This window comes from Sphingopyxis sp. EG6, assembly GCF_003609815.1.
In the GTDB taxonomy this organism is placed as follows: Bacteria; Pseudomonadota; Alphaproteobacteria; order Sphingomonadales; family Sphingomonadaceae; genus Sphingopyxis.
The window spans coordinates 1,602,604-1,627,085 of record NZ_AP017603.1; the positions used below are offsets into that span (position 1 = coordinate 1,602,604).

Annotated in this window: 25 protein-coding genes; 12 read left to right on the top strand and 13 right to left on the bottom strand. The window is 64.8% G+C overall.

Going from position 1 to position 24,482, the window contains the following annotated elements:
* Window positions 1–73: 73 nt before the first annotated feature.
* On the bottom strand, window positions 74–1,795 hold the full coding sequence (locus SPYCW_RS07910) for a DUF885 domain-containing protein (RefSeq protein WP_120216327.1): 1,722 nt from the start codon (window positions 1,793–1,795) through the stop codon (window positions 74–76).
* Between the two features lie 129 nt (window positions 1,796–1,924).
* Between SPYCW_RS07910 and SPYCW_RS07915 the strand changes: the two genes are divergently transcribed.
* The 4 genes from SPYCW_RS07915 (at window position 1,925) to SPYCW_RS07930 (ending at window position 6,112) form a co-directional block, all read left to right on the top strand.
* Entirely contained in the window at window positions 1,925–3,238 is a 1,314-nt protein-coding gene (locus tag SPYCW_RS07915) for an MFS transporter (RefSeq protein ID WP_120216328.1), read from the top strand.
* 124 nt (window positions 3,239–3,362) lie between these two features.
* Window positions 3,363–4,031, top strand: coding sequence for an RBBP9/YdeN family alpha/beta hydrolase (locus tag SPYCW_RS07920; RefSeq protein ID WP_120216329.1), 669 nt, complete (start codon window positions 3,363–3,365; stop codon window positions 4,029–4,031).
* Complete coding sequence (cysK, locus tag SPYCW_RS07925) at window positions 4,028–4,948, top strand: cysteine synthase A (RefSeq protein ID WP_120216330.1); 921 nt, start codon at window positions 4,028–4,030, stop codon at window positions 4,946–4,948. Before SPYCW_RS07920 ends, cysK begins: the two co-directional genes overlap by 4 nt.
* Window positions 4,949–4,957: 9 nt before the next feature.
* Window positions 4,958–6,112, top strand: coding sequence for a cell wall hydrolase (locus SPYCW_RS07930; RefSeq protein WP_120216331.1), 1,155 nt, complete (start codon window positions 4,958–4,960; stop codon window positions 6,110–6,112).
* 96 nt (window positions 6,113–6,208) lie between these two features.
* On the opposite strand, the gene SPYCW_RS07935 is transcribed toward SPYCW_RS07930, so the two are convergent.
* Both SPYCW_RS07935 and SPYCW_RS07940 read right to left on the bottom strand, forming a co-directional pair.
* Window positions 6,209–6,769 (bottom strand): peroxiredoxin, encoded by a 561-nt coding sequence (locus tag SPYCW_RS07935; protein ID WP_120216332.1) that lies wholly within the window; start codon window positions 6,767–6,769, stop codon window positions 6,209–6,211.
* A 146-nt stretch (window positions 6,770–6,915) separates the two neighbouring features.
* The gene (locus tag SPYCW_RS07940) at window positions 6,916–7,302 is read right to left on the bottom strand and encodes a glycine zipper 2TM domain-containing protein (protein ID WP_232014879.1); all 387 of its coding nucleotides are present in this window, start codon (window positions 7,300–7,302) and stop codon (window positions 6,916–6,918) included.
* A 152-nt stretch (window positions 7,303–7,454) separates the two neighbouring features.
* Here SPYCW_RS07940 and SPYCW_RS07945 point away from each other — a divergent pair, with 152 nt between their 5' ends.
* On the top strand, window positions 7,455–8,297 hold the full coding sequence (locus SPYCW_RS07945; protein ID WP_120218183.1) for a TauD/TfdA dioxygenase family protein: 843 nt from the start codon (window positions 7,455–7,457) through the stop codon (window positions 8,295–8,297).
* 179 nt (window positions 8,298–8,476) lie between these two features.
* Here SPYCW_RS07945 and SPYCW_RS07950 read toward each other — a convergent pair whose 3' ends face one another.
* Window positions 8,477–9,157, bottom strand: a complete 681-nt coding sequence (locus tag SPYCW_RS07950) for a lysoplasmalogenase (protein WP_120216333.1) — start codon at window positions 9,155–9,157, stop codon at window positions 8,477–8,479.
* A gap of 74 nt (window positions 9,158–9,231) precedes the next feature.
* Between SPYCW_RS07950 and trmFO the strand changes: the two genes are divergently transcribed.
* The gene (trmFO, locus tag SPYCW_RS07955; RefSeq protein WP_120216334.1) at window positions 9,232–10,581 is read left to right on the top strand and encodes a methylenetetrahydrofolate--tRNA-(uracil(54)-C(5))-methyltransferase (FADH(2)-oxidizing) TrmFO; all 1,350 of its coding nucleotides are present in this window, start codon (window positions 9,232–9,234) and stop codon (window positions 10,579–10,581) included.
* Here trmFO and SPYCW_RS07960 read toward each other — a convergent pair.
* Window positions 10,578–11,045: an EF-hand domain-containing protein gene (locus SPYCW_RS07960; protein ID WP_172595450.1), complete on the bottom strand. Its 468-nt coding sequence runs from the start codon at window positions 11,043–11,045 to the stop codon at window positions 10,578–10,580. The genes trmFO and SPYCW_RS07960 overlap by 4 nt on opposite strands.
* A gap of 135 nt (window positions 11,046–11,180) precedes the next feature.
* Between SPYCW_RS07960 and SPYCW_RS07965 the strand changes: the two genes are divergently transcribed.
* Entirely contained in the window at window positions 11,181–12,086 is a 906-nt protein-coding gene (locus SPYCW_RS07965; protein WP_120216335.1) for a hydrogen peroxide-inducible genes activator, read from the top strand.
* Window positions 12,087–12,188: 102 nt separating this feature from the next.
* Here the strand turns inward: SPYCW_RS07965 and SPYCW_RS07970 are convergent, their stop codons facing one another.
* From SPYCW_RS07970 to pgsA, 3 genes are read right to left on the bottom strand one after another with little or no spacing between them, the layout of a single operon-like run.
* Entirely contained in the window at window positions 12,189–12,629 is a 441-nt protein-coding gene (locus SPYCW_RS07970) for a molybdenum cofactor biosynthesis protein MoaE (RefSeq protein ID WP_120216336.1), read from the bottom strand.
* Window positions 12,626–12,883 carry a MoaD/ThiS family protein gene (locus tag SPYCW_RS07975; RefSeq protein ID WP_120216337.1) on the bottom strand — a complete coding sequence of 86 codons (258 nt, stop codon included), beginning with the start codon at window positions 12,881–12,883 and terminating at the stop codon, window positions 12,626–12,628. The genes SPYCW_RS07970 and SPYCW_RS07975 overlap by 4 nt, the downstream gene beginning before the upstream one ends.
* A gap of 4 nt (window positions 12,884–12,887) precedes the next feature.
* The gene (gene pgsA / locus SPYCW_RS07980) at window positions 12,888–13,460 is read right to left on the bottom strand and encodes a CDP-diacylglycerol--glycerol-3-phosphate 3-phosphatidyltransferase (protein ID WP_120216338.1); all 573 of its coding nucleotides are present in this window, start codon (window positions 13,458–13,460) and stop codon (window positions 12,888–12,890) included.
* A 147-nt stretch (window positions 13,461–13,607) separates the two neighbouring features.
* On the opposite strand from pgsA, the gene SPYCW_RS07985 reads away from it, so the two are divergent.
* Window positions 13,608–14,879, top strand: coding sequence for an MFS transporter (locus tag SPYCW_RS07985; RefSeq protein WP_120216339.1), 1,272 nt, complete (start codon window positions 13,608–13,610; stop codon window positions 14,877–14,879).
* Window positions 14,880–15,200: 321 nt separating this feature from the next.
* On the opposite strand, the gene SPYCW_RS07990 is transcribed toward SPYCW_RS07985, so the two are convergent.
* From SPYCW_RS07990 to SPYCW_RS08010, 5 genes are all read right to left on the bottom strand, one after another.
* Window positions 15,201–16,340: a zinc-binding dehydrogenase gene (locus SPYCW_RS07990; protein ID WP_120216340.1), complete on the bottom strand. Its 1,140-nt coding sequence runs from the start codon at window positions 16,338–16,340 to the stop codon at window positions 15,201–15,203.
* A gap of 105 nt (window positions 16,341–16,445) precedes the next feature.
* The gene (locus SPYCW_RS07995) at window positions 16,446–17,189 is read right to left on the bottom strand and encodes a 3'(2'),5'-bisphosphate nucleotidase CysQ (RefSeq protein WP_120216341.1); all 744 of its coding nucleotides are present in this window, start codon (window positions 17,187–17,189) and stop codon (window positions 16,446–16,448) included.
* Between the two features lies 1 nt (window position 17,190).
* Window positions 17,191–19,092 (bottom strand): sulfate adenylyltransferase subunit CysN, encoded by a 1,902-nt coding sequence (gene cysN, locus SPYCW_RS08000; protein ID WP_120216342.1) that lies wholly within the window; start codon window positions 19,090–19,092, stop codon window positions 17,191–17,193.
* The gene (cysD, locus tag SPYCW_RS08005) at window positions 19,092–19,997 is read right to left on the bottom strand and encodes a sulfate adenylyltransferase subunit CysD (protein WP_120216343.1); all 906 of its coding nucleotides are present in this window, start codon (window positions 19,995–19,997) and stop codon (window positions 19,092–19,094) included. The genes cysN and cysD overlap by 1 nt, the downstream gene beginning before the upstream one ends.
* An 81-nt stretch (window positions 19,998–20,078) precedes the next feature.
* A complete protein-coding gene (locus SPYCW_RS08010) occupies window positions 20,079–20,981 on the bottom strand; it encodes a LysR family transcriptional regulator (protein ID WP_120216344.1) in 903 nt (300 codons plus the stop codon).
* Between the two features lie 98 nt (window positions 20,982–21,079).
* Between SPYCW_RS08010 and SPYCW_RS08015 the strand changes: the two genes are divergently transcribed.
* The 4 genes from SPYCW_RS08015 to SPYCW_RS08030 are packed head-to-tail and all read left to right on the top strand — an operon-like array spanning window position 21,080 to window position 24,481.
* Window positions 21,080–22,249, top strand: coding sequence for an isovaleryl-CoA dehydrogenase (locus SPYCW_RS08015; RefSeq protein ID WP_120216345.1), 1,170 nt, complete (start codon window positions 21,080–21,082; stop codon window positions 22,247–22,249).
* Entirely contained in the window at window positions 22,246–22,596 is a 351-nt protein-coding gene (locus SPYCW_RS08020) for a hypothetical protein (protein WP_120216346.1), read from the top strand. The genes SPYCW_RS08015 and SPYCW_RS08020 overlap by 4 nt, the downstream gene beginning before the upstream one ends.
* Window positions 22,593–22,886, top strand: coding sequence for a hypothetical protein (locus SPYCW_RS08025; RefSeq protein ID WP_120216347.1), 294 nt, complete (start codon window positions 22,593–22,595; stop codon window positions 22,884–22,886). Before SPYCW_RS08020 ends, SPYCW_RS08025 begins: the two co-directional genes overlap by 4 nt.
* Window positions 22,883–24,481: a carboxyl transferase domain-containing protein gene (locus SPYCW_RS08030; protein WP_120216348.1), complete on the top strand. Its 1,599-nt coding sequence runs from the start codon at window positions 22,883–22,885 to the stop codon at window positions 24,479–24,481. Before SPYCW_RS08025 ends, SPYCW_RS08030 begins: the two co-directional genes overlap by 4 nt.
* The last annotated feature ends 1 nt before the right edge of the window (window position 24,482 follow it).

Genomic DNA, 24,482 nt, shown 5'->3' on the forward strand with positions numbered 1-24,482 from the left:
GAAGGCCGGGATGACGAGGAAGAGGAAACGTGGCTCGCTCAAGGGCGATCCTGGTCCCGTCGCATTGTCAGCCTCAGAAAACAGCCTTCGGCGCATCCTCTTTCATCATCGCCGCGCGTGCCATCGGGATCGGCGGGCCGCCGTAGGAGAGGAACTCGTCGTGGAAGGCCTTCCACTTGGTCCGGTCGCCTTTCGTCCAGTCCTCGCGAAGCTTGCGGATCATCAGCTTGCCCATCGTATAGTTGAGGTACAGCGGATCATAGGTGCCGCGCGCCGCCTGCTGTCGTGCATTGCCCTCATCCTGATAGCATTGCTCCTTGAACAGCTTTTCGGAGTCCGCGACGGTCATTCCCTTGGTGTGCAGGCCGATCGCCGACAGGTAACGGCAGTTGCGTAACAGCGCGTTCGACAGCTGGCCAATATGCGTTTCGGGATCGCCCTCGCCCAGCCCCGCTTCCCACATCATCTCCTCGGCATAATGCGCCCAGCCCTCTGCAAAGGCATAGCCGACGAAAAGCTTGCCAAAGATGCTCTCCGCACGGTTCGAATGGAGGAAGTTGAGGAAGTGGCCCGGCCACACTTCGTGGACCGATGTGAACATCAGATCCTTTCGTCCGGGGACGAACGCATCCTGCGTTGCCTTGTCCCACGCCGGGTCGGGCGGCGAGATGTAATAGACCGATGGCAGCCCTTTTTCAAAAGGCCCCGGAATGTCGATATAGGCGCTGTTCTGCCGATTATACGGCGGTGATTCCTCGACCTTGGCCTGTTCGGTACCCGGGATCGTCACCAGATCCTTCTCGATCAGGAACGCCCGCAGCGTCGGCAACTGGCGCCGCGCCTCGGCGACCGGGCCATCGGCGGCCTTGTCGGCGCCCATCTTCTTCATGCAGTCGCCGATCGTCATTCCCGCGGCATAGGTCGCACAGGCGGCCTTCAGCGCATCCTGATTGCGCTTGAGATCGGCCTGTCCGATGCGCTCCAACTCGTCCAGCGGGGTATCGACGCCCTCGTTGGTCAGGATCATCTTCGCAAATTTGTCGGCGCCCAGCGCATAGCCGTCGGGCGTACCCGGCTGCGATCCGACATATTTGGCCAGATCGCTCATCGCCGCACCGGCTTTGGCGGCGGCCTCGTCAAACTGCGTCTGCAGCGCCGCGTCCTTCACCTCGGCAAAAGCGGCCTTGGCGTCGCCGGTGTAATAATCGGCGAAGCCGCCGAACCCGGCGGTTCCATATTTGACGAAGGTTGCGGGCAGCGGCAGCTTCAAATTCGCCTTGATCTGCGCGGCGGCTGCCGGAACTTTCTCGGCATAGGCGATGAACGCCTTCATCCGCGTCGTCGCATCGGCATAGGGCCGCGCAATATAGACATTGGGGTCGAGCGCGCCGGTGTAGAAGGACGGGTTCTTCTGTGCGAAATCGGTGTCGCGCAGGAAGAACAGCTGGCCTTGCGCGACATGGACCAGATAGTCGCGCTCGAATTTTTCGGCGTCGGTCATCGCGCCGTCGAACGCCTTGGCGTCGGCAATCGCCTTTTCCAGATAGGCCGCCTGCTTCTCCAGCCCTTCGGGCGACCAGTCGGGCAGTTGCCCGTCAAACTCATGCTTGCCCTGATAGACCGCGAAATTCGGATTGAGCGGGAAATAACCGGCCAGGAACTGGTCGCGAAATTCGGTCCAGCTTGCTGCGCTCGGCGCGGTCGCGGACTTGTTGTCCGATGCGTTGCACGCGGTCAGCACCAACAGTGCACCGGCCATGGCCGCGCCGCCAAAACGGACAAAATTGCGTGTCATTCGGCTATCTCCCTGTATTCCCAGCAGCCTGTTACTGGCATTCCTGCTGGCCGTTGACATCCGATAATCGACGAACGGCACCAGCAACCCCTCTGGACAGCGACAAAAAGCCGTTTAGGGCAAAGCGCAATGGCGACGATCCCTCCCCCCGAAGGTGTAGAACCGGCCCTGCCGGACGCGACACCCAAAACGCCGTCCCCACTCAGCTTTCCCGACTATCGCTATTATTGGCTTGCGCGCTTCACGGCGGTGATGGCGACGATGGCGATGGTCGTGGTCATCGGGTACCAGCTTTATGACACCGCGCGCACCGATTACGGCATGTCGATCCGCGAGGCTTCGTTCCAGCTCGGCCTGCTCGGGCTGGTCCAGTTCATACCGTTGGCAATCCTGACCCCGGTAGCGGGCTGGGTCGCAGACCGGTTCGAGCGGCGCAAGGTTGCGATCTTTGCCAATATGATCGACCTCGCCATCGCCGTCCTGCTCGGCTGGTACACCTGGACGGACGGTCTTACCCTGCCGCTGCTCTTTGCCCTCGCCGCGCTGCACGGCGTCGCGCGCGTCTTTGTCGGTCCCGCGATGAGCGCAATCGCGCCGAACATCGTCCCGCCCGCCGTCCTGCCCCGCGCGATCGCGATGAGCAGCATCGCATGGCAGTCGGCATCGGTCGTGGGCCCTGCCGCGGGCGGGCTGATCTATGCCGCGCATCCCGCATCGGTCTATGTCTTTTCCGCCATTCTGCTCGCCCTCTCGGCCTTTACGATCAGCCGCGTGCGCCCGGTGCTGCCGCCTCCCAGCGAGGTCCGCCGCCACCCCTTGCGCGAGATGGCCGACGGGTTGCAATTCACTTGGCGCGAGCGCTTTCTCCTCGGCACGATCACCCTCGACCTGTTCGCAGTCATCCTGTCGGGTGCGACGGCGCTGCTGCCCGTGTTCGCGCGCGACATCTTGCAGACGGGTTCGGAAGGGCTCGGTTTCCTGCGCGCGGCCCCCGCGGTCGGCGCCGCAATCATCGCGCTCGGGCTCGCCGTCCGCCCGATCGAACGAAACGTTGGGGTCAAGATGCTGTGGGCGGTCGCCGCCTTCGGAGCGGGGACCGTCGCCTTCGGCTTTTCGACGAACTTCTTCCTCTCGCTCGGCCTGCTCGTGCTGATGGGCGCGGCTGACATGTTCTCGGTGTTCGTGCGCGGGACGCTGATTCAGCTCAACACCCCCGATCATATGCGCGGCCGTGTCAGCGCGGTGTCGGGGCTGGCGATTTCGGCGTCGAACGAGCTTGGCGAAATGCGCGCGGGATCGATGGCGGCGGCCTTCGGCCCGATCCCTGCGATCGTCGTCGGCGGCGTCGCAGCGATCGGCGTCACGGCGCTGTGGGCGTGGATATTTCCCGAGCTGCGGCGCGCCCGAACCTTTGAACCGCAATTCAAGCAGCCGACGGGTTAGCGCAATCGGTTCAACGCATTTGCCCGTCGGTCCATCTATCCGCTATTGTCAATTGGTTCGATTGAGTTAAATTTCCTCCACCCGTCACCGCGGTTTCCCCTCCCCCTTAAATGGAGCGACCGCCATGCATCCCCTGACTATCCAGCACAAAATCCTGACGATCCCCGGACTTAACAACAGCGGCCCGACCCACTGGCAAAGCTTGTGGGAACGCCGCTTCGCGCGATGCGAGCGCATCGAGCTTGGGCAATGGGATGCCCCCGACAAGGACCTATGGGTCGACCGGATCGCCGACGCGATCGACGTTGAACCCGATCCGGTCCTGATCGTCGCGCACAGCCTCGGCTGTCACGCTTTTGCCCACTGGTTCGCGGGGGCGAGCAGCGTCGCGCGCGACCGCATTGTCGGCGCACTGCTCGTCGCCCCGCCCGACCTGACGCAGCTGCGCCGCAATCATCGTATCGCGGGCTTTGCCGATTCGCCCGCGCTGTCGTCGCAGACGCCGATGATCGTCGTCGCCAGCGACGATGATCCCTACGCAAAAACCCCGCATGTCTGGCGCCTGTCGCGGCACTGGGACGCGCGGTTCGTCAACGCCGGTCCCTTCGGCCATATCAACGCCGACTCGGGTATCGGGGACTGGCCTTATGGACAGTATCTGCTCGCCTCGTTACAACCTGCGCCGACGCCGGTGCTGGCGGACGAGGCCCGCTGGCTCCGCGCCGGCGACTGGCCAAACCGCGTCCGCCGCGACCCGCGTTTCGAATTCAACGAAAGAGCGCACCGATCATGAAAGCCAATTCGATCCTCGATACCATCGGCAACACGCCGCACATCCGTCTGGCCAAGCTGTTTCCGGGCGCCGAAGTCTGGGTGAAGTCGGAACGCAGCAACCCCGGCGGATCGATCAAGGATCGCATCGGCCTCGCGATGATCGAGGCAGCCGAAAAGGATGGCAGCCTGACAGCCGGCGGCACCATCGTCGAGCCGACGTCGGGGAACACCGGCATCGGTCTCGCGATGGCCGCCGCGGTCAAGGGCTACAAGCTCGTCCTCGTTATGCCCGAAAGCATGTCGGTCGAGCGCCGCCGGTTGATGCTCGCCTATGGCGCGACCTTTGACCTGACCCCGCGCGAAAAGGGCATGAAGGGCGCGATCGAGCGCGCGATCGAGCTCGTCGAGACGACCCCCGGCGCGTGGATGCCGCAGCAGTTCGAAAATGAAGCCAATATCGACGTCCATGTCCGCACGACCGGCCCTGAAATCCTCGCCGATTTCAGGGACAGCCCGATCGACGTTCTGATCACCGGCGTCGGCACCGGCGGCCACATCACCGGCACCGCGCAGTTCCTCAAACAACATTGGCCGAACCTCAAGGTGTTCGCGGTCGAGCCCGAAGCTTCGCCGGTCATTTCGGGCGGCCAGCCTGCCCCGCACCCGATCCAGGGCATCGGCGCGGGCTTCATCCCGCGCAACCTCCACACCGACCTGCTCGACGGGGTGATCAAGGTCGACGCTGGCGCGGCGAAGGATTTCGCCCGCCGCGCCGCGACCGAGGAAGGCATGCTCGTCGGCATCTCGTCGGGCGCCACCCTCGCCGCAATCGCGCAGAAGCTCGGCGAGCTGCCGTCGGGCACGCGCGTGCTTGGCTTCAACTATGATACCGGCGAGCGCTACCTCTCGGTCCCCGATTTCCTGCCGGAGATCTGAGGCCGGTTCATGCGCCCCGATGGCGATCAAGCAGCGTGGCCAATATGGCGCGACTGGTCCGGTTGGCTGTTCGTGCTGCTGGCCGCGGCCGCGATCGCGCTCGTCCTTTATGCCAGCGGCCGAAACCCCGAGCGGGCCTTGACCGCGCGCCCGCACCCGGTCGCGCCGCCCGCCGACGTCGTCCCCGACGTGCTGCCGATGGAATTCGCCCCGGTCGCGGAGGATGACGCCCGCGCTGCCAACGCGCGCATCGCCCTCATTACAAAGGGCTTCATTGCCCCGCGTCCCTTCATCTACGCCGGAAATGGCGATGCCAAGGCGCGCGCACGCGACTGCCTCGCCGCCGCGATGCTGTATGAGGCGGGTGACGACGCGAGGGGCCAGCAGGCCGTCGGTCAGGTCGTCATCAATCGCGCCCGCCATCCCGCCTTCCCCAAATCGATCTGTGGCGTCGTCTTTCAGGGATCGGAGCGCGTCACCGGCTGCCAGTTCACCTTCACCTGCGATGGCGCGCTAAGCCGCCGCTATTCGGACGCCGCGTGGCAGCGCGCGCGCAATAATGCCGACCTGATGCTGTCGGGCGGCACCTACCCACCCGTCGGCCTCGCGACACATTATCACACCGACTGGGTGCGCCCCTATTGGAGCGACAGCCTCGAAAAGATCGCGATCGTCGACACGCATCTGTTCTTCCGCTGGCCGGGCTATTGGGGCACCCCCGGCGCATTCCGCGGCGCAGTATCGGGCGGCGACGGTCCGGTGGCCAAACTCGCCGCCATCTCGCCGCTCCACGCCATGGCGCTGGGCCTGCCGACCGAGCTCGCGACCGGCGTCGACGCCAACGCCGCGGTCGGCGAAGCGCGCGTCGTGGCGGGCGCAGGCGAAAGCGTGGGCCGCGACACCATCTACACCCAGCTCGACCGCAAGGCGGCGCCCGAGAGCTTCGTGACGACCGCGCTGCGGCTTTGCGGCGACAAGCCCTATTGCAAGTTCATGGGCTGGACCAACCCGACCCTCAAACCCGACAGCGACGCGATGAGCGACACGCAGCGCGCAGCGATGAGCTTTTCCTACCTCCGCGACGACAAGGCGGGGTTCGAAAAGGCGCTGTGGAATTGCAGCGAGTACGAGCGCGACGATGTGCGCCAGTGCATGAAGCGGTAGGGTGCGCTTTCGAAACGGTTGGCTGATTGGGAGAAAGGGCAGTCGGTCGGGTTCCCCCGCGCGAACGCACCCAGTCATTTTCCCGTCATCTCAAACCTACCGTCGCTTCGCCTTCCACGCGCGCACCGCCGCCATCGTCTTTTCGACATGTGCCTGCGGTTTGCTGTCGGTATAGCGCAGCAGGATCGTGCCGTTCGGCGCGATCACGAAGGACGTCCGGTTCGACAGCCGGGTGCCGTCGGGACGCTGCATCACGGCGTTGTAACGCGCCGCGACCGTGGCGCCGGGGTCCGCCGCCACGGCAAATTTGTCGCGGCATTCGGATTTCGAAAATTCGGCGACGCGTTCGATATTGCCCGCAGTGACGCCGACGACGCGCGCACCCAGCTTGGCGAAATCATCGCTCGCCTCGGCAAACAGATGCGCCTCCATCGTGCAGCCGGGCGTGAAAGCAGCGGGGAAGAAATAGAGGACGACCGGGCCCTTTTTCAGCATCTGGCCAAGCGACAGGCGGATGGGTTTTCCGGCCAGCGCCGCGCTCAGGGTAAAGTCGGGCGCCTTCGCGCCTTGCTGACGGGCCGCCGTGTCCTGCGCCGGAAGCGTTGCCAACGACAGGCCAGAGCCCAGCCCAATCGCCAGTTTGATCAGCATTTTCATCGGCGGCCTCCGTCCGGGTGGCGGGAAAATCACCCGCGGGGCCATAGTATCGCCTGCCGCGCAGACTGCAATCACCGGCGGTCAAGGGCTCTGAACGGAACCGTCGCGGCCAAGCGGCTCCGGTTCCGTTCAGTGACCGACGCCGATCAGCAGCGACGCCCGCCGCGATCTATTTCGCGGCCGATCAGCGCGCCTGCGGCGGCACCGATGATCGTGCCGGGAGCGCGATCGCCGTAACGATCGACTTCGCGGCCGAGCAACGCGCCCGCCGCGCCGCCGACGATCAACCCGGTGGTGCCGCTGCTGCGGCCGCAATAATAGCGCCGGTCGCGATAATGGCTGCGTCGGTAGTCACGCCGATAGTCGCGGCGATAATCGCGCCGGTAATCGCGATAGTCGCTGCGGTCACCATAATAGCCGTGGCGGTGATGCCGGTCGCGCGCGTCGGCTTCAGTCGGCAGCGCGGTGATCGTACCGGCGCCGATGAGCGCCGCGAGCGCGAGTTTCTTGAGCTGGAACATCTTCTTCTCCAAATTCGACCCCTTGGCCAAAATTAGGAAAGCAAAGATGGCGCTGGGCTGAACTGGGCGCGCCATTGCGCCGCGCCTGCATCGTTTCGGCGATGTTTCGGGGCAGTCCGCCGCGCCCGATTGACCGCACCGGCCAATCGGCGCAGCATGGCGCCATGACCCTGACCATCACCCCCAGCGGGCAGGCCTGCGGCGCGCGCGTCGCCGGCGTCGATTTGACCCAGCCGCTCGACCCTGCCACCGTGGCCGCCATCCGCGCCGCCTGGCTCGACCATCACGTCCTCGCCTTCCCCGACCAGAAAATGAGCGACGATGATCTGGAACGCTTCACCCGCTATTTCGGCGGCTTCGGCGACGATCCCTTCATCCGTCCGATCCCCGGCCGCCAGCATGTCATCGCGGTCCGGCGCCGCGCCGACGAGACCGCGCCGCTGTTTGCCGAAAACTGGCACAGCGACTGGAGCTTCCAGGCGCGGCCGCCCGCAGGCACCTGCCTTTTCGGCATCACCATCCCGCCCGTCGGTGGCAACACCGAATTTGCGAACCAGCACGCGGCGCTCGACGCGATGCCTGCCGCGCTACGTTCAAGGATCGAAGGCTTGCAGGCGATCCATAGCGCCCGCGCCGGCTATGCGCCGTCGGGCATGTACGGCGCGAATGACAAGGACCGCAGCATGGACATCCGCTCGGGCGACGAAGCGCTGGAAACCCAGCGCCATCCCTTCATTCGCGCGCACCCCGAAACCGGCCGTCCCGGCCTGTTCGGTTGCGCCGGTTACATCATCGGCTTCGATGGTCTGGACGATGCCGAGGCGCTGCCTTTGCTCTATGAACTCATCCAGTGGCAGGGGCGCGAGGAATTTCGTTACGCGCACCAGTGGGAGCCCGACATGCTGGTGATGTGGGACAACCGCTCGGTTCTGCACCGCGCCACCGGCGGCTACGACGGTTATGACCGGCTGCTGCATCGCACGACGATCGCGGCGTGGGAGGGGTGAGGGATCGACCTAAACTCCTCTCCCCATGAGGGAGAGGATAGCGCAGCTTGCTCCGAAAGGCGCTAGCGAAGCTTGGTGAGGGGTTGGATACCGGCGGGCGTACCCCCTCTCAACTGCGGCTAGGCAGCAAGCTGCCAAGCCTTCGTATCTCTCCCTCAAGGGGAGAGAGGATAAAGATGCTAGGGCAGTTTGTCCTTGGCCAGCGCGCTCACCACGCCCCAGGCAATCAGCGCCTGTCCGCCAAAATACAGCGGCCACACCAGCCACAAGGTCACATCCTTGCTCAGCGCCCCGCCCTCCCCGGCAAAGATGAACAGGTCGCTTGCCAGGAACATCATCGCGCCGATCCCGGTCCGATAGCGTGGAAAGCGGCTGGTCCAGGCGGTCGCCGCCATGATCGCCACCCCGCCGGTGTACGCAATCGCCGCGGCCATCAGCGCCGCCTCCGCGCCGCGCGTCAGTCCCCACGCGATCAGCAGCGCCAGCGGCACGAGCACCCACGCCAGCAGCTTCTGCGACGATGTCAGGCTGGGCCGCCGGTTGCGCAGATAGAGGATGATCGCGATCAGATGCCCGGTCGCGAACGCCGCTGCGCCCGCCAGCATCCCGACCGCATCGAGCAGCCAGTCGCCGAGCGCCCCGAACGCCAGCACCGCCGCGATCAGCTTTCCGTCCGTGCTCCGTGCGTTCATCGCGGCCCAGACCGCGAGCAGCCCGACCCCCGACGCCTTCCACGCCCAGATCATCGGCCCGTCGAGCCGCATATAGACCGCCGCGAAATAGCTGATCCCGCCGACCAGCGCTGCCAGCCACAGCCACCGCGCCCGGTCCCAAGCGTCGCCCGCACCCTGTTCCGTCATGCTCGCCCCTTTGCATCTTGTCCCCAACGCGCCTAGTGCGCGGCAGATTGGTCGCAAGTCAACGGATAGGGTAAATGGCGGAATACGACGTGCACATCATCGGCGGCGGCCTCGCCGGGTCCGAGGCCGCGTGGCAGCTCGCCGAGGCGGGGTATCGCGTCCGCCTCTCCGAAATGCGCGGCGGCGGCGACATGACCCCGGCGCACCAAGGCGACGCGCTCGCCGAAATGGTGTGCTCGAACAGCTTTCGCAGCGACGACGGTGACAGCAATGCCGTCGGCCTGCTCCACCGCGAGATGCGCGCGCTCGGCTCGATCATCATGCGCGAGGCCGATGCGACCAAGGTGCCCGCGGGATCGGCGCTGGCGGTCGACCGCGACCTGTTTGCGGGCGGCGTCACCCGCGCGCTCGAAGCGCATCCGAACGTCACCATCGTCCGCGAACGCATCGACACGCTGCCCAGCGCAGGCCTGACCATCGTCGCCACCGGCCCGCTCACCGCCGCCGCGCTTGCCGACAGCATCGGCACCGCGACGGGCAAGGACGCGCTTGCCTTTTTCGACGCCATCGCCCCCATCGTCTATCGCGACAGCATCGACATGGACATCGCGTGGATGGCCAGCCGCTGGGACAAGGTTGGGCCGATCGGTGACGGCAAGGATTATATCAACTGTCCGATGGACAAGGATCAATATCACGCCTTCGTCCAAGGGTTGATCGACGGCGACAAGACCGAGTTCAAGGACTGGGAAAAAGACACGTCCTATTTCGAAGGCTGCATGCCGATCGAGGTGATGGCCGAACGCGGCGTCGAAACGCTCCGCTTCGGCCCGATGAAGGGCGTCGGCCTTGACAATCCGCGCACCGGGCGCTGGCCCTATGCGGTCGTCCAGCTCCGCCAGGACAATGCGCTCGGCACGCTGTGGAACATGGTCGGGTTCCAGACCAAGCTCAAACATGCCGCACAGGTCGAACTGTTCCGCACCATCCCGGGGCTCGAAAAGGCCGAGTTCGCGCGCCTCGGCGGGCTTCACCGCAACAGCTTCATCCGCTCGCCCGAATTGCTCGACAGCCAGCTTCGTTTGAAATCGGCGCCGCACATCCGTTTCGCCGGGCAGATCACCGGCTGCGAGGGCTATGTCGAAAGCGCCGCGATCGGCCTCATCGCCGCCCGCTTTGCCGCCGCCGAACTCGCGGGCCGCACGCTGCCCCCGCCGCCGCCCCAGACCGCGCTTGGCGCACTGCTCGGCCATATCACCGGCGGCGCCGATGCCGCGAGCTACCAGCCGATGAACGTCAACTTCGGCCTGTTCCCGCCACTCGCCGACGAGGTTCGCAAGAAGGATCGCAAGCTCGGCTATACCCAGCGCGCGGGCGCCGCGCTGGCGGATTGGGTAAAGGTCGCCGACAGCGTCGCCGCCTAGCAGCTACACTTCGCCTTCGCCGCGCGCTTCGGCGCCGTCGTCGCAAACTCCGCGCGCGTCAGATCGCCCGACCTGTCGCCGTCGGCCCCGGCAAAGCGTGCGCCCGTCGCCGCCGCCCATTCCTCGAAGGTCAGCAGATTATTGCCGTCCTTGTCGAGCTTGCGGAACGCCGCCGTCCGCGACGACATCAGTTCGACGCGGCTGATCCGATCGTTGCGATCGCGGTCGAAGCGATTGAAGCGCCGTTCCTCGCGCGACGCCTCCTTCGCGGCGGGCAAGGCGGGCGGCGCCGGCCCGCGCGTCGGGGCATTCGGCCCGGCTACCGGGATCGCGGCCAAAGCAGGCGGCGGATCGGGCAGCAGTTCCTTCTCGGCAACCTGCGTATAGCCCGCCCACAGGAACAGGCCGCCGGTCAGCAGCAGCGCGCTGGCCACGCCGCCGATCAGAAAACGGGAAATTGCCATCCGCCCCTCCGCTTTGTCCGATCCTGTTGGCTATCACGGCGCCGCCGCTAGCGGCAACAATCGCCACCAATATGGCGACGAATAATTATCGACAAAACCATTCAAAACGACCTGGTTCATGGCTATATCCGATCAATGTCCAACTATCTCCCCACGCTGAAGCAGATGCAATATCTCGTCGCGTTGCACGAGCATGGCCATTTCGGCCGCGCCGCCGACGCGTGCAACGTCACCCAATCGACGCTGTCGGCGGGGATCCGCGAGCTGGAAACCCTGCTCGGCCAGACGCTGGTCGAGCGCACCCGCCGCGTCGTACGCTTTACCGGGCTGGGCAACGCGATCGTCGAAAAGGCGCACCGCGTGTTGCGCGAGGCCGAGGAGCTGTCCGACATGGCCGCCGCCGCCGCGGCGCCGCTGGTCGGCGAACTCCGGATGAGCGTCATCCCGACCATCGCGCCCTTCCTGCTCCCCGGCATGCTCCGCCTGCTGCGCAAGGAACGCCCCGCGCTCAAGCTGTTCCTGCGCGAAGAACCCAGCGCGCAGGCGTGCGAGTCGCTCCATCACGGTACCGTCGACTGCGTCCTCCTCGCGCTGCCCTATGCGTGCGGCGACGTCGAGAGCGAACCGCTGTTCGACGATGCACTGTTCGTCGCCTTCCCGGGCGACCAGTCCGAAGAGCTGCCCGCGATGGTCAGCGCCGACCAGATCGACCCGGCGCAGATGCTGATGCTCGAAGACGGTCATTGCCTGAAGGATCATGCGCTGGCCGCGTGCAATCGTCCCGAACTGCGCGCCGGGGCGCGGATGATGGGGACGTCGCTCCATACGTTGGTCCAGATGGTCGACAATGGCCTGGGCATCACCATGCTGCCGCAAATGGCGATCGAAGCCGGAATCCTCGACCACACCGACATCGACACCCGCCCGCTCGATTCGGATCATGACTGGCGCACGATCGCGCTGGTCTGGCGCAAGGGCAGCCCGCGCGCCGACGAGTTCAAAATGCTGGCCGATATTTTCCGGAAACATCGGGAGGGTTAGGCGCCTCCAAATCGTTCGTCATCCCGGCGAAGGCCGGGATCTCGCCAGTGCGTTATGGCGACGGGGTGAGATCCCGGCCTTCGCCGGGATGACGGATTGAGGTTACCCCCACCGCTCCGCCCGCACCACATCCCCCGCCCGCGCCTCGACCCACGCCACGCGCCCATCGCCAAACGTCTCACGCTTCCACAGCATCACGTCGGTCTTCAGCCGGTCGATCAGAAACTCGCACGCCGCCAGCGCCTCGCTGCGATGCGAACTGCTTGCCAGCACCAGCACGATCGTGTCGCCCGGCGCCATCGCGCCGACGCGGTGGATCAGCGTCAGCGCCGCGAGTCGCCACCGATCAGCCGCCGCATGCGCCAGATCGCCCAGCCCCGCTTCGGTCATCACCGGATGATGCTCCAGGAACAGTTCGACCAGCCCGTCATCACCGCGCACCCGGCCGATAAAGCTGGCACTCGCGCCATGGCCGCCCGCGTCGTGCAGGTCGAGTTCGGCACCGACGTCGATCGCCGCCGCCTGCATCGCGACGCGGATCATCCGCCCGTCACCGGCGGGAACAGTGCAACCTCGCGCGCACCGGCGAGCGGCGCGCCCGGTCCCATCATCACGCCATCGATTGCAGCGCGAATACGATGGGGTTCGGCAAAGGCCAACGCCCCGCGCGCATCGCGCGCCGCCAACCACGACAGCAGCGCGGTCAGGTCGGTTATGCCGACAGGCAGGTCGACGACCTCGTCGGCCGTCCCCATCCGCTCGCGCACCCAGGCGAAATAGGAAATGTTGAGCGCCATCGCGCTAGTCCATATGCTTTAGGCCGACGCGCAGATAATCCCAGCCGGTGATCAGCGTCAGTACCGCCGCGCCCCACAGCGTCGCCAGCCCGACCGTCTTGACCCACTCGAACGCGGGGAGCGCTCCGGCCAGGATCAGCGCGCCGAACGACACGAGCTGGAACGTCGTTTTCCATTTCGCCAGCTGGGTGACCGGCATCGAAACCTGCAACGTCGCCAGAAACTCGCGCAGCCCCGACACAATGATTTCGCGCAGCAGGATCATCAGCGCCGCAATGACATGGTAACCCGCGATGTCGCGGGTGAACACCAGCAACAGGATGACTGCCGCGATCATGATCTTGTCGGCGATCGGGTCGAGGAAAGCCCCCAACCGCGATACAATGCCGCGCGAGCGTGCCACATAACCGTCAAAATAATCGGTAATGCCCATCAGGCAGTATAAACCGAACGCCAGCGCATAATCGATCGGCTTGGGCTGGTGCGATCCTTCGACCACCCCCGGCCACAGCAGGAACAGCAGGATGGGCACCGCCAAAATGCGCGACAATGTCAGGATGTTCGGAAGACTCAGCATGACCCCTGATTCCCGCCGCTGCGGCGCGCTAAACCCAAAATGGGCTTTGACCCTGCCTGCCCTAACCGATAAGCCCCCCGCGCGACAACAATATTGCCGTGACGTCGCGGCGTTGTCCGAATGTCAGGCTGCAAAAGTGGATTTTCAATGACCGGTTCCTTTGCGCTGATGAAGCAACGCCGGTTCCTGCCCCTGTTCGCGACCCAGTTCCTCAACGCCTTCAACGACAATTTCTACAAGATGGCGATGGTGATCCTCGTCACCTTCACCATCTACAAGGATCCGGAGACCGAGGCGTGGTTCAACGCGCTGGCGGGCGGCCTGTTCATCCTGCCTTTTTTCCTGTTTTCGGCGCTCGCCGGGCAGCTCGCCGACAGCACCGACAAGACGCGGATGATCCGCCTGATCAAGACGGCCGAAATCTTTATCATGATCGTCGGCGCCATTGGCATCTGGTTGCATCTGGTGCCCGTCATGCTGCTCGCGCTGTTCGCAATGGGGACGCACTCGACCTTTTTCGGCCCGATCAAATATGCGATCCTGCCCCAGCATCTGGAGGAGGACGAGGTGCTTGCCGGCACCGGTTGGGTCGAAGCCGGCACCTATATTGCGATCCTCGGTGGCACCATCGTCGGCGGCCTCACCCCGCCACATATCGCGATCCCCGGGATCATCATCGTCGCCGTCATCGGCCGCCTGACCGCCAGCTACGTCCCCGCTGCGCCGCCCGAGGCCGAAGCGCAAGGGCTGGTCATCGACCATAATGTCTTTCGCTCGTCATGGCGGCTGGTCAATTCGACGATGCACATCCCGCGACTGTTCCTGGCGATCGTGTCGATCAGCTTCTTCTGGGCGATCGGCGCCATCCTCGCCGCGCAGTTTCCGCCATTGGTCAAGAATGCGCTCGGCGCCGACAACACCGTCGCGACGCTATTCACGGCGATCTTCTCGGTCGGCGTCGCCATCGGCTCGATCATCGTCAACCGGCTGCTGAAAGGCCATGTCTCGGCCCGCTATTCGCCCGGATCGGTGATCGTGATGGGGCTGTTCGTCCTCGACCTGTGGTGGAACGTGAAGGGCTGGGAGCATGTCGGCACCGAATTAATGAACTGGCGCGACTTTCTGGCCCTGACGACCGGCGACCGCATCATCCTCGACCTGCTCGGCATCGCGATCGCGGGCGGCATGTTCGTCGTCCCGCTCTATGCCTTCCTGACCACTACCGTCGCCAAATCCCAAACCGCGCGCACCGTGGCCGCGAACAATATCGTCAATTCGGGCTTCATGGTGGCGGCGACGTTGCTGCTCAGCCTGCTGATCGGCATCGGGCTGACGATCGACGACACGCTGCTGATGGTGGCGGCGATGTGCCTGGTATCCGCGGTGCTGGCGTGGAAGCTGCACAAGGCGTGCGATTAGAACGCTCGACAATGTCGGCGTTGGGGTGGGGAGCGGACGGTCAATTTTCGTTGTCACCTCGGCGAAGGCCGGAGTCTCACCCTATCATCGCAACGCAACGGCGAGATCGTGTTTCAGAGTCACGTGCCTCTGAACACCCTTCGCCGGGATGACGATGCTATAGATCCGCCCTGTGGCGAAGCCATGGGGAGGGGGACCGTTCGCGAAGCGAATGGTGGAGGGGCCGCAACGGTTGCGCCATGGCCCCTCCGTCAGCGCTTCGCGCTGCCACCTCCCCATCGCTGCGCGACAGGGAGGATCAACGGCAGCTTCCGGTCGAAATCAGCCGTGCGGCTTGATCAGATATTTCTCGCCCGTGCGCTTCGCATTAAAGGCCTGCGCCGTATCGACATCGAGCGCGCCGGTCAGCGAAACCTCGTGACTGTAGTGGCTCTTGAACGTCGTCGTCAGCTCGTCGACCACGCGCTTCCGCATCCGGCCCACGACCTCCGGCCCCGCCTTCGCCATGAAGGGGGTCAGCAGGAACCCGCCGAGCGCCCAGGTCAGGCCGAAGCTGCGCGCCGAGAAGGTCGTCGGCGACAGGTCGAGCGCACCGTAGATATAGACCTGCTTGAACGCATCGGAACCATAGCGGCTGTATGTCGTCATCTTCTTGACCGCGGCGGCTTCCATCGCGGTCAGGATCTGTCCCGCCAGTTTGCCGCCGCCCGTTGCGTCGAAGCCGATCGTCGCGCCCGTCTCGACGATCGCGTCGATCAGACGGTCCATGAAATCGTCGGCGCTGCTGTTGACGACATATTGCGCCCCGATGCCCTTCAATATGTCAACCTGCGCGTCGCTGCGCACGATGTTGACCAGCGGGATGCCGTCCTTCGCGCAAATCTTCACGAGCATCTGGCCAAGGTTCGACGCCGCTGCGCTGTGGACGATCGCGCTATGGCCTTCCATGCGCATCGTCTCGGTAAAGGCGAGGCTGGTCAGCGGGTTGACGAAGCATGACGCGCCGTCGGCGGGGTCGGTCCCGTCGGGCAGCGGCATGACCATCTGCACCGGCAGGCAGCGATATTCGGCGTACATCTCGCCGCCGAGCAGCGCGACGGTCTTGCCGACCAGCGCCTGCGCCTCGGGCGATGCGCCCGCCGCGACGACCGTGCCGCATCCTTCGTTGCCGATCGCCATTGCTTCGCCGACGCGTCCCGCCATCGCGCGCATGCCCGCGGGCGGCACATCGGCGGCGAGCACGGGCAGCCCGTCGCGCGTCGATGCGCGCGCGGTCGACATGTCGGCGCCGCCGAACAGCAGGCCAAGGTCCGACGGGTTGATCGGCGCGGCGAGCACCTTCACCAGCACCTCATGCGGCTTGGGCGTCGGCATCGGCCGCCGCGCCAGCGACACCTCGAGCTGGCCCTCGGGCTTCACGAGCGTCAGCATGGTGAGGTTGGTTTCAGGCAGGTCGGTCATCGCAGGTCTCCCGGGTTCGGTTTCTTGATGAAACGGATTACGGTGTTGCGCCGAGGCTGGCAACCTCTCCATAACCAGTCATCCCGGCAAAGGCCGGGATGACAATCATGAGGCTGGGCGATATTCCGCCGCGAGCCGCAGTACCTCGTCCGCGAGCCCGGCGCGGCAGATCAGCAGGTCGGGCAGGTAGGTATCCGCATTATTGTAGCGGATCGGCGCCCCATCGACGCGGCTGACGTGCAGCCCTGCCGCCTGCGCAACCGCGACCGGCGCGCAATTGTCCCATTCATACTGGCCACCGGTGTGGAGGTAGATGTCGGCCTCACCGCGCACGACGGCCATCGCTTTTGCCCCTGCCGACCCCATGCCGACCAGTTCGGCGCCGATCCTTTCGGCGACGAACACCGCTTCGGCTGCGGGCCGCGTGCGGCTGACCAGCATCCGTAGCGGACTATTCGCGGGGCGGAGCGGAACCGGCGCGCCGGACGTCAGCGTGATCCCCAGCCCCGGCAGCGCGACCGCGCCGACCGTCGCCACGCCATCGACAGCAAGCGCAACATGCACCGCCCAATCGTCGCGTCCCTCGCCATATTCGCGCGTACCGTCGAGCGGATCGATGATCCACACCCGGCGATGCGCCAACCGCGCGGCGCTATCCTTCTCCTCTTCGGACAGGATCGCATCGTCGGGGCGCCCAGCGCGCAGTTCGCGGCACAGCATCGCGTTGGCAGCTTCATCGCCCGCCTGCCCCAGCGCCTTGCCGTCCAAACCTTCGGCCCGCAGCGCCAGCAGGATCGCGCCCGCCGTCGTAGCGAGCCGTTCGGCCAGTTGGTCGTCGGTTTCGGTCATGTCAGCCAAGCAACCGGTCGATGATCAGGTCGGCTGCTTCCTCGGGCGTCATCGCGGTCGTATCGATACGAATTTCGGGATTCTCGGGCGCCTCATAGGGGCTGTCGATCCCGGTGAAATTCTTGAGCTGCCCCGCGCGCGCCTTTTTGTAGAGGCCTTTGACGTCGCGGCGTTCGGCTTCGGCGAGCGGCGTATCGATAAACACCTCGATGAACTCGCCCTCGGGCAGCATCGCGCGCACCATCTCTCGCTCGGCGCGGAAGGGCGAGATGAAGGCGGTGATGACGATCAGCCCGGCATCGGTCATCAGCTTCGCCACCTCGCCGACGCGGCGGATATTTTCAATCCGGTCGGCCTCGGTAAACCCCAGGTCGCGGTTCAGCCCGTGGCGGACATTGTCGCCATCGAGCAGGAAGCTGTGCCGGTTCATCCGGTGCAGCTTCTTCTCGACCAGATTGGCGATCGTCGACTTGCCCGATCCCGACAGGCCGGTGAACCAGAGCAGCGCGGGGCGCTGGTTTTTCAGGTTCGCGCGCATGTCGCGGTCGACGTCGCTTGCCTGCCAATGGACATTCTGCGCCCGCCGGAGGCTGAAGTGTAGCATCCCCGCGGCGACCGTTGCGTTGGTGAGCTTGTCGATCAGGATAAAGCCGCCAAGCGTCCGGTTGTCCCCATAGGCCTCGAACACAATCGGCTTGTCGGTCGAGATTTCGACAACGCCGATACCGTTGAGGTCGAGCGTCTTCGCCGCGAGATGGTCGAGCGTGTTGACGTTGATCTCGTACTTCGGCTGCTGGATCGTCGCCGACACCGTCTGCGTCGCGAGCTTCAGCCAATAAGCGCGCCCCGCGATCATTGCCTCGTCGGCCATCCAGACAAGCGTCGCCTCGAACTGGTCGGCGGCTTCCGGCGGCGCATCGGACGCCGCGATGACATCGCCGCGCGAGCAGTCGACCTCGTCGGCCAGCGTCAGCGTCACCGACTGACCCGCTACGGCCTCTTCGAGGTCGCCGTCGAGCGTGACAATGCGGTCGACCGTCGTCGTCTTGCCGCTCGGCAGGATGCGCACGGCATCGCCGGGGCGGACCGTGCCACTCGCAAGCTGGCCCGAGAAGCCGCGGAAATCGAGGTTCGGGCGGTTGACCCATTGCACCGGCAGGCGGAACGGCTTCGCTTCGTCGGCGGCGGCGCCGATCTCGACATTCTCGAGATGCTCGATCAGCGCGGGCCCCTTGAACCAAGGCATATTGTCCGACAGCGCGGTGATATTGTCGCCCTTGAAGCCCGAGATCGGGATCGCGGTGAAGTTGGTGATGCCGATCTCGCTCGCAAACGCCCGATAGCTCAGCAAAATGCGCTCGAACACGGTCTTGTCATAACCGACAAGGTCCATCTTGTTCACCGCGAGCACGATATGCTTGATGCCGATCAGATGCGCGAGAAAGCTGTGGCGGCGCGTCTGGGTGAGCACGCCTTTGCGCGCGTCGATCAGGATGACGGCGAGATCGGCGGTCGACGCGCCGGTGACCATGTTGCGCGTATATTGCTCATGCCCCGGTGTGTCGGCGACGATGAACTTGCGCTTCTCGGTTGTGAAAAAGCGATAGGCGACGTCGATCGTGATCCCCTGCTCGCGCTCGGCGGCGAGGCCATCGACGAGCAAGGCGAAGTCAATCTCCTGCCCCTGCGTGCCGACACGCTTGCTGTCGGCCTCGAGCGCCGCAAGCTGGTCCTCGAAGATCATCTTGCTGTCGTAGAGCAGCCGCCCGATCAGCGTTGATTTGCCGTCATCGACCGATCCGCAGGTGATGAAGCGCAGCAGCGATTTCTTTTCGTGGCCCGCGAGATAGGCGTCAATGTCCTCGGCAATGAGGGCATCGGTGACGTAGATGGGATCGGTCATCAGAAGTACCCCTCCTGCTTCTTCTTCTCCATCGAAGCGTCACCACCGTCCTTGTCGATGATGCGGCCTTGCCGCTCGCTGGTCGTCGTCAGCAGCATCTCCTGAATGACTTCACTGAGCGTTGCCGCCTCGCTTTCCACCGCGCCGGTGAGCGGATAACAGCCAAGCGTACGGAAGCGCACCGAACGCAGGGCAGGCGTCTCTCCCGGCAGCAGCGGAAAACGATCATCATCGACCATCAGCAACAGTCCGTCACGCTCCACCGTCTGCCGCGGCGCGGCAAAATAGAGCGGCACGATCGGGATATTTTCGCGCGCGATATATTGCCAGATGTCGAGCTCGGTCCAGTTCGAGATCGGGAAGACGCGGATGCTCTCCCCCTTCGCCTTGCGGGCGTTGTAGAGGTTCCACAGCTCGGGCCGCTGCTTCTTGGGATCCCAGCCATGGCTCGCGGTGCGGAACGAGAAAATCCGCTCCTTCGCCCGGCTCTTTTCCTCGTCGCGGCGCGCGCCGCCGAAAGCGACGTCGAAACCATAGAGATCAAGCGCCTGCTTGAGCCCCTCGGTCTTCCACATGTCGGTGTGCAGCGGGCCATGATCGAACGGATTGATCCCGCGCTCCTTCGCCTCGGGGTTCTGATAGACGATCAGCTCCATGCCCGATTCCGCGGCCATGCGGTCGCGCAATTCGTACATCGCCTGGAACTTCCACGTCGTATCGACGTGCAACAGCGGGAACGGCGGCGGCGAAGGATAAAAGGCCTTGCGCGCCAAATGCAGCATCACCGCGCTGTCCTTGCCCACGCTGTAGAGCATCACGGGCTTGGCCGCGTCGGCCATCACTTCGCGCATGATATGAATGCTCTCGGCCTCGAGCCGGTCGAGATGGGTCAGCGTATCGATCATGCCCCGCCCTTGCCTCTCCATCTCAGGACGATCAAGCTGTATGGCCTTTTGCCCGTGCAAGCCAGACTTGTGCGGGCGACGTCATGCCGCGGCGTCGACCCGGGTCCGGCGCCAATCGGCGGCAATGGCCCGCACGGTGTCGCGGGCATGCGCCAGCCGCGGATCGACATCGGGCAGCGAAGCCCATGCCGGATCGACGATCAACCCCAGCTCGCGCCGGAAATCATAACCGGTGACTTTCAGTGGGACGATGCCGTCGATCGCCAGCGACACCGGCGCGGTGGTGATGCCGATCCCCGCGGCCACCATGCGCAGGCAACGCTCGTCGCTCTCGCTGCGCAGGGCAAAGCGCGGGCGTACGCCGTGGCGCGTGAAGAAGCGGCTCGTCGCGCCTAGAAATTCGCACGAGCGGCGCGCGATCATCGTTTCGGCGGCCAATTCCTCGGGACCGACCGCGATACGCCCCGCCAGCGGATGATCCGCCGCGATGAACATGGCGAGCGGCTCGTCATAGAGCGGGACCACATGTGCGCCTTGCTCACCCGTTCGCAGCGGCACCAGCGCCATGTTGATCCGCCCGCTGCCGAGTGCGGCGCGCAGCTCGGAATCGCTGTTTTCAATGATCTCGATGGCAAAGCCGGGTCGCAAGGCGGCGATGATCGCTTGCAACAACTCGGCGGGCGCCGAGCGGATCACGCCGAATTTCAGCTCGGTCACCGACCGGTCGCTATCGCGGCCGAAATCATCGGCCGCCTTGAAACCGCGCTCCAGGTCGCGTGCGATTGGCAGGAAGCGCCCGCCCGCCTCGGTCAGGCGGATCTGGCGCCGGTTGCGGATGAACAGCGGCGCTCCGGTCAGCTTTTCCAGTTCGGCGACCCCGGCGGACAGCGCCGGTTGCGTCACGCGGATTCGCAGAGCGGCTTGGGTGAAGCTGCCGGCATCGACGACGGCCAGGAACTGACGGATATGCGCACGCTTTATCATAGATTTTACTTATGCGAAATCTATCGACCTTTCAATTTCCATATGCTGGACAAATCGGGCAGTATCGCGCCCGTCCTTCCTCAACCGATAGGTCCCCCATGCGCGCCACCCCCGATTTCGATTTCGCGCTCGGCGAAACCGCCGACATGATCCGCGATACCACCGCCCGCTTTGCCGACGAACAGATCGCACCGCTCGCCGCCAAGGCCGACGCCGACGACTGGTTCCCGCGCGACGAACTGTGGACGCAGATGGGCGAGCTCGGGCTCCACGGTATCACCGTTGAGGAAGAATTTGGCGGCCTCGGCCTCGGCTATCTCGAACATGTCATCGCGGTGGAGGAAGTCAGCCGCGCATCGGCCGCGATCGGTCTAAGCTACGGCGCGCACTCGAACCTCTGCGTCAACCAGATCCGGCGCTGGGGCAATGCCGAGCAAAAGGTGAAATACCTGCCCAAGCTGATCAGCGGCGAGCATGTCGGCAGCCTCGCGATGTCCGAAGCGGGCGCGGGCAGCGACGTCGTATCGATGAAGCTGAAGGCGGAGCGGGTTCAGGGCGGCTATGTCCTCAACGGCACCAAATTCTGGATCACCAACGCAAGCCATGCCGACACGCTGGTCGTCTATGCCAAGACGTCGCCTGACGCGGGATCGCGCGGCATCACCGCCTTCCTGATCGAAAAGGACATGCCGGGGTTCAGTATCGGGCAAAAGATCGACAAGGTCGGCATGCGCGGATCGCCGACCGCGGAGCTGGTTTTCACCGATTGCGAGGTCAGTGAAGAACAAGTGATGGGGCCGGAGAATGGCGGCGTTGGCGTCCTGATGTCGGGGCTCGACTATGAGCGCGTCGTACTCGCCGGGCTCCAGCTTGGCATCATGCAGGCCTGCCTCGACACCGTCATTCCCTATGTTCGCGAACGCAAGCAGTTCGGCAAGCCGATCGGGTCGTTCCAGCTTATGCAGGCCAAGGTCGCCGACATGTATGTGATGCTCCAGTCGGCGCGCTCCTATGTCTATAACGTCGCCAAGGCATGCGATGCGGGGCAGACCACACGCTTCGACGCCGCGGGTGCGATCCTGCTCGCAAGCGAGAATGCGGTGAAGGTCGCGGGCGAAGCAATTCAGGCATTGGGCGGCGCGGGCTATACCAAGGACTGGCCCGTCGAGCGTTACTGGCGCGACGCCAAGCTGCTCGACATCGGCGCGGGCACCAACGAGATTCGCCGTATGCTGATCGGCCGCGAACTGATCGGCGCCGGCGCGTGATCTGGCTCTGGCTGTCGGCGGCCTGCATGGCGGCAACAGCCCTTGTCCACGGCTATCTGGGTGAACGGCGGCTGGTCGGCCCGCTGATGATGCTCGATCAGGGGATCATGGGCGTCGATCTGGCGCGGCGGGTGTTCCGCTTGGCCTGGCACGCGCTGTCGCTGCTGATGCTCGTCTCGGCGGTGTCGGTCGTGTGGCCCGACACGCCGCGCGCATTGATCATGCTGATCGGTGCCGCCTGGCTTACCACCGGTCTGTTCGACGCGGCGTACACCCGCGGCAGGCACATCGGCTGGCCGATCCTGACCGCCGCGGGCGCGTTCGCCCTGATCGGAGCGGGGGCGTGAACGACACCTTGCTCGCCATCCTCCAATACTACGGCGCGGGCGCCTCAACGCTGGCGGCCTTGATCGTCTCGCTCAATCTCGGTCGCCGTCGCACCGGCTGGGCCTTTGTCATCTTCGTCACCAGCAGCATCGCGCTGATCGCGTGGGGCTTTCTGCAGCCCGACAGCGAAGGCATCGGCTGGCAGAATATCGCACTGCTGATCATCAATGCGATTGGCGTCTATCGTTACCTGATCCTGAAAGATACACCGGGCGATCCGGACGAAAAGCGGGGAGAGACTGAGCAGTGAGCGCACCGGTTCTTGGTACCAATGTCGATCCCGACAGCGACGAATTTCGCACCCGCGCCGCGCACAACCGCGCGCTGAAGGACGAGCTGTGCGCGCGCGTTGCCGAAGCCGCGCTGGGCGGCAATGAAAAGTCGCGCGAGCGGCACACGAGCCGCGGCAAGCTGCTCCCGCGTGAGCGCGTCGAGCGCCTGCTCGATCCGGGTTCGCCGTTTCTGGAAATCGGGCAGCTTGCCGCCAATGACCTTTATGACGGTGAAGTGCCGGGCGCCGGGCTGATCTGCGGGATCGGTCGCGTGTCGGGGCGTCAATGCATGATCGTGTGCAACGACGCGACGGTGAAGGGCGGTACTTATTATCCGCTGACCGTGAAGAAACATCTGCGGGCGCAGGAAATCGCGCTCGAGAACCGCCTGCCGTGCATCTATCTGGTCGACAGCGGCGGCGCGAACCTGCCGCATCAGGACCAGGTCTTTCCCGACCGCGACCATTTCGGGCGCATCTTTTTCAATCAGGCGAATATGTCGGCGAAGCGCATCCCGCAGATCGCCTGCGTGATGGGCAGCTGCACCGCGGGCGGCGCCTATGTCCCCGCAATGTCCGACGAGACCGTCATCGTGCGCAAGCAGGGCACGATCTTCCTCGCCGGGCCGCCGCTGGTAAAGGCCGCGACGGGCGAGGAAATCAGCGCCGAGGATCTGGGCGGCGGCGATTTGCACGCGAAGAAATCGGGCGTCGTCGATCATCTCGCCGAAAATGACGAGCATGCGCTGACGATCGTGCGCGACATTGTCAGCCATCTAGGCGCCGACGCCGGCTTCGATGTCGCCCTGAAAGACCCGCGCCCGCCCAAATATGATCCCGAGCAGCTCTACGGTGCCGTCCCTGACGATGTCCGCGCGCCATATGACGTGCACGAAGTCATCGCGCGCATCGTCGACGGCAGCGAGTTCCACGAGTTCAAGGCGAATTATGGCGCCACCCTGGTTTGTGGCTTCGCCCACATCTGGGGCATCCCGGTCGCGATCCTCGCGAACAATGGCGTGCTGTTCAGCGAATCTGCGGTCAAGGGCGCGCATTTCATCGAGCTGGCGCAGCAACGCCGCATTCCCCTGCTCTTCCTCCAGAATATCAGCGGCTTCATGGTCGGCGGCAAATATGAGGCCGAGGGGATCGCCAAGCATGGCGCGAAGCTGGTGACCGCGGTGGCGACGGCGACGGTGCCGAAGATCACCGTGCTGATCGGCGGCAGCTTCGGCGCGGGCAATTACGGCATGTGCGGGCGCGCCTATAGCCCGCGTTTCCTGTTCACCTGGCCCAATGCGCGGATCAGCGTGATGGGCGGCGAACAGGCGGCATCGGTGCTGGCGACCGTTCACCGCGACGCCGACAAATGGACCCCCGAAGAGGCCGAAGCCTTCAAGGCACCGATCCGCCAGAAATATGAGGATGAGGGCAATCCGTACCACGCCACCGCGCGCCTGTGGGACGATGGCATCATCGACCCCGCGCAGACGCGCGACGTGCTGGGGCTGGCCTTCGCGGCAACGCTGAATGCCCCGGTCGAGGACCGCGGGTTCGGCGTGTTCCGGATGTGAT

Bases quoted from the DNA above. Each gene is read 5' to 3' on its own strand.
- SPYCW_RS07990 (WP_120216340.1), bottom strand. From the start codon at position 16,340: ATGACCGACCTGCCTGAAACCAACCTCACCATGCTGACGCTCGTGAAG.
- SPYCW_RS07995 (WP_120216341.1), bottom strand. From the start codon at position 17,189: ATGACCGAAACCGACGACCAACTGGCCGAACGGCTCGCTACGACGGCG.
- cysK (WP_120216330.1), top strand. From the start codon at position 4,028: ATGAAAGCCAATTCGATCCTCGATACCATCGGCAACACGCCGCACATC.
- SPYCW_RS07970 (WP_120216336.1), bottom strand. From the start codon at position 12,629: ATGATCCGCGTCGCGATGCAGGCGGCGGCGATCGACGTCGGTGCCGAA.
- SPYCW_RS07950 (WP_120216333.1), bottom strand. From the start codon at position 9,157: ATGACGGAACAGGGTGCGGGCGACGCTTGGGACCGGGCGCGGTGGCTG.
- cysD (WP_120216343.1), bottom strand. From the start codon at position 19,997: ATGATCGATACGCTGACCCATCTCGACCGGCTCGAGGCCGAGAGCATT.
- trmFO (WP_120216334.1), top strand. From the start codon at position 9,232: ATGGCGGAATACGACGTGCACATCATCGGCGGCGGCCTCGCCGGGTCC.
- SPYCW_RS07975 (WP_120216337.1), bottom strand. From the start codon at position 12,883: ATGGCGCTCAACATTTCCTATTTCGCCTGGGTGCGCGAGCGGATGGGG.
- SPYCW_RS07915 (WP_120216328.1), top strand. From the start codon at position 1,925: ATGGCGACGATCCCTCCCCCCGAAGGTGTAGAACCGGCCCTGCCGGAC.
- SPYCW_RS07985 (WP_120216339.1), top strand. From the start codon at position 13,608: ATGACCGGTTCCTTTGCGCTGATGAAGCAACGCCGGTTCCTGCCCCTG.
- SPYCW_RS07910 (WP_120216327.1), bottom strand. From the start codon at position 1,795: ATGACACGCAATTTTGTCCGTTTTGGCGGCGCGGCCATGGCCGGTGCA.
- SPYCW_RS08010 (WP_120216344.1), bottom strand. From the start codon at position 20,981: ATGATAAAGCGTGCGCATATCCGTCAGTTCCTGGCCGTCGTCGATGCC.
- cysN (WP_120216342.1), bottom strand. From the start codon at position 19,092: ATGACCGATCCCATCTACGTCACCGATGCCCTCATTGCCGAGGACATT.
- SPYCW_RS07960 (WP_172595450.1), bottom strand. From the start codon at position 11,045: ATGGCAATTTCCCGTTTTCTGATCGGCGGCGTGGCCAGCGCGCTGCTG.
- SPYCW_RS07935 (WP_120216332.1), bottom strand. From the start codon at position 6,769: ATGAAAATGCTGATCAAACTGGCGATTGGGCTGGGCTCTGGCCTGTCG.
- SPYCW_RS07945 (WP_120218183.1), top strand. From the start codon at position 7,455: ATGACCCTGACCATCACCCCCAGCGGGCAGGCCTGCGGCGCGCGCGTC.
- SPYCW_RS07920 (WP_120216329.1), top strand. From the start codon at position 3,363: ATGCATCCCCTGACTATCCAGCACAAAATCCTGACGATCCCCGGACTT.
- SPYCW_RS08015 (WP_120216345.1), top strand. From the start codon at position 21,080: ATGCGCGCCACCCCCGATTTCGATTTCGCGCTCGGCGAAACCGCCGAC.
- SPYCW_RS07930 (WP_120216331.1), top strand. From the start codon at position 4,958: ATGCGCCCCGATGGCGATCAAGCAGCGTGGCCAATATGGCGCGACTGG.
- pgsA (WP_120216338.1), bottom strand. From the start codon at position 13,460: ATGCTGAGTCTTCCGAACATCCTGACATTGTCGCGCATTTTGGCGGTG.
- SPYCW_RS07965 (WP_120216335.1), top strand. From the start codon at position 11,181: ATGTCCAACTATCTCCCCACGCTGAAGCAGATGCAATATCTCGTCGCG.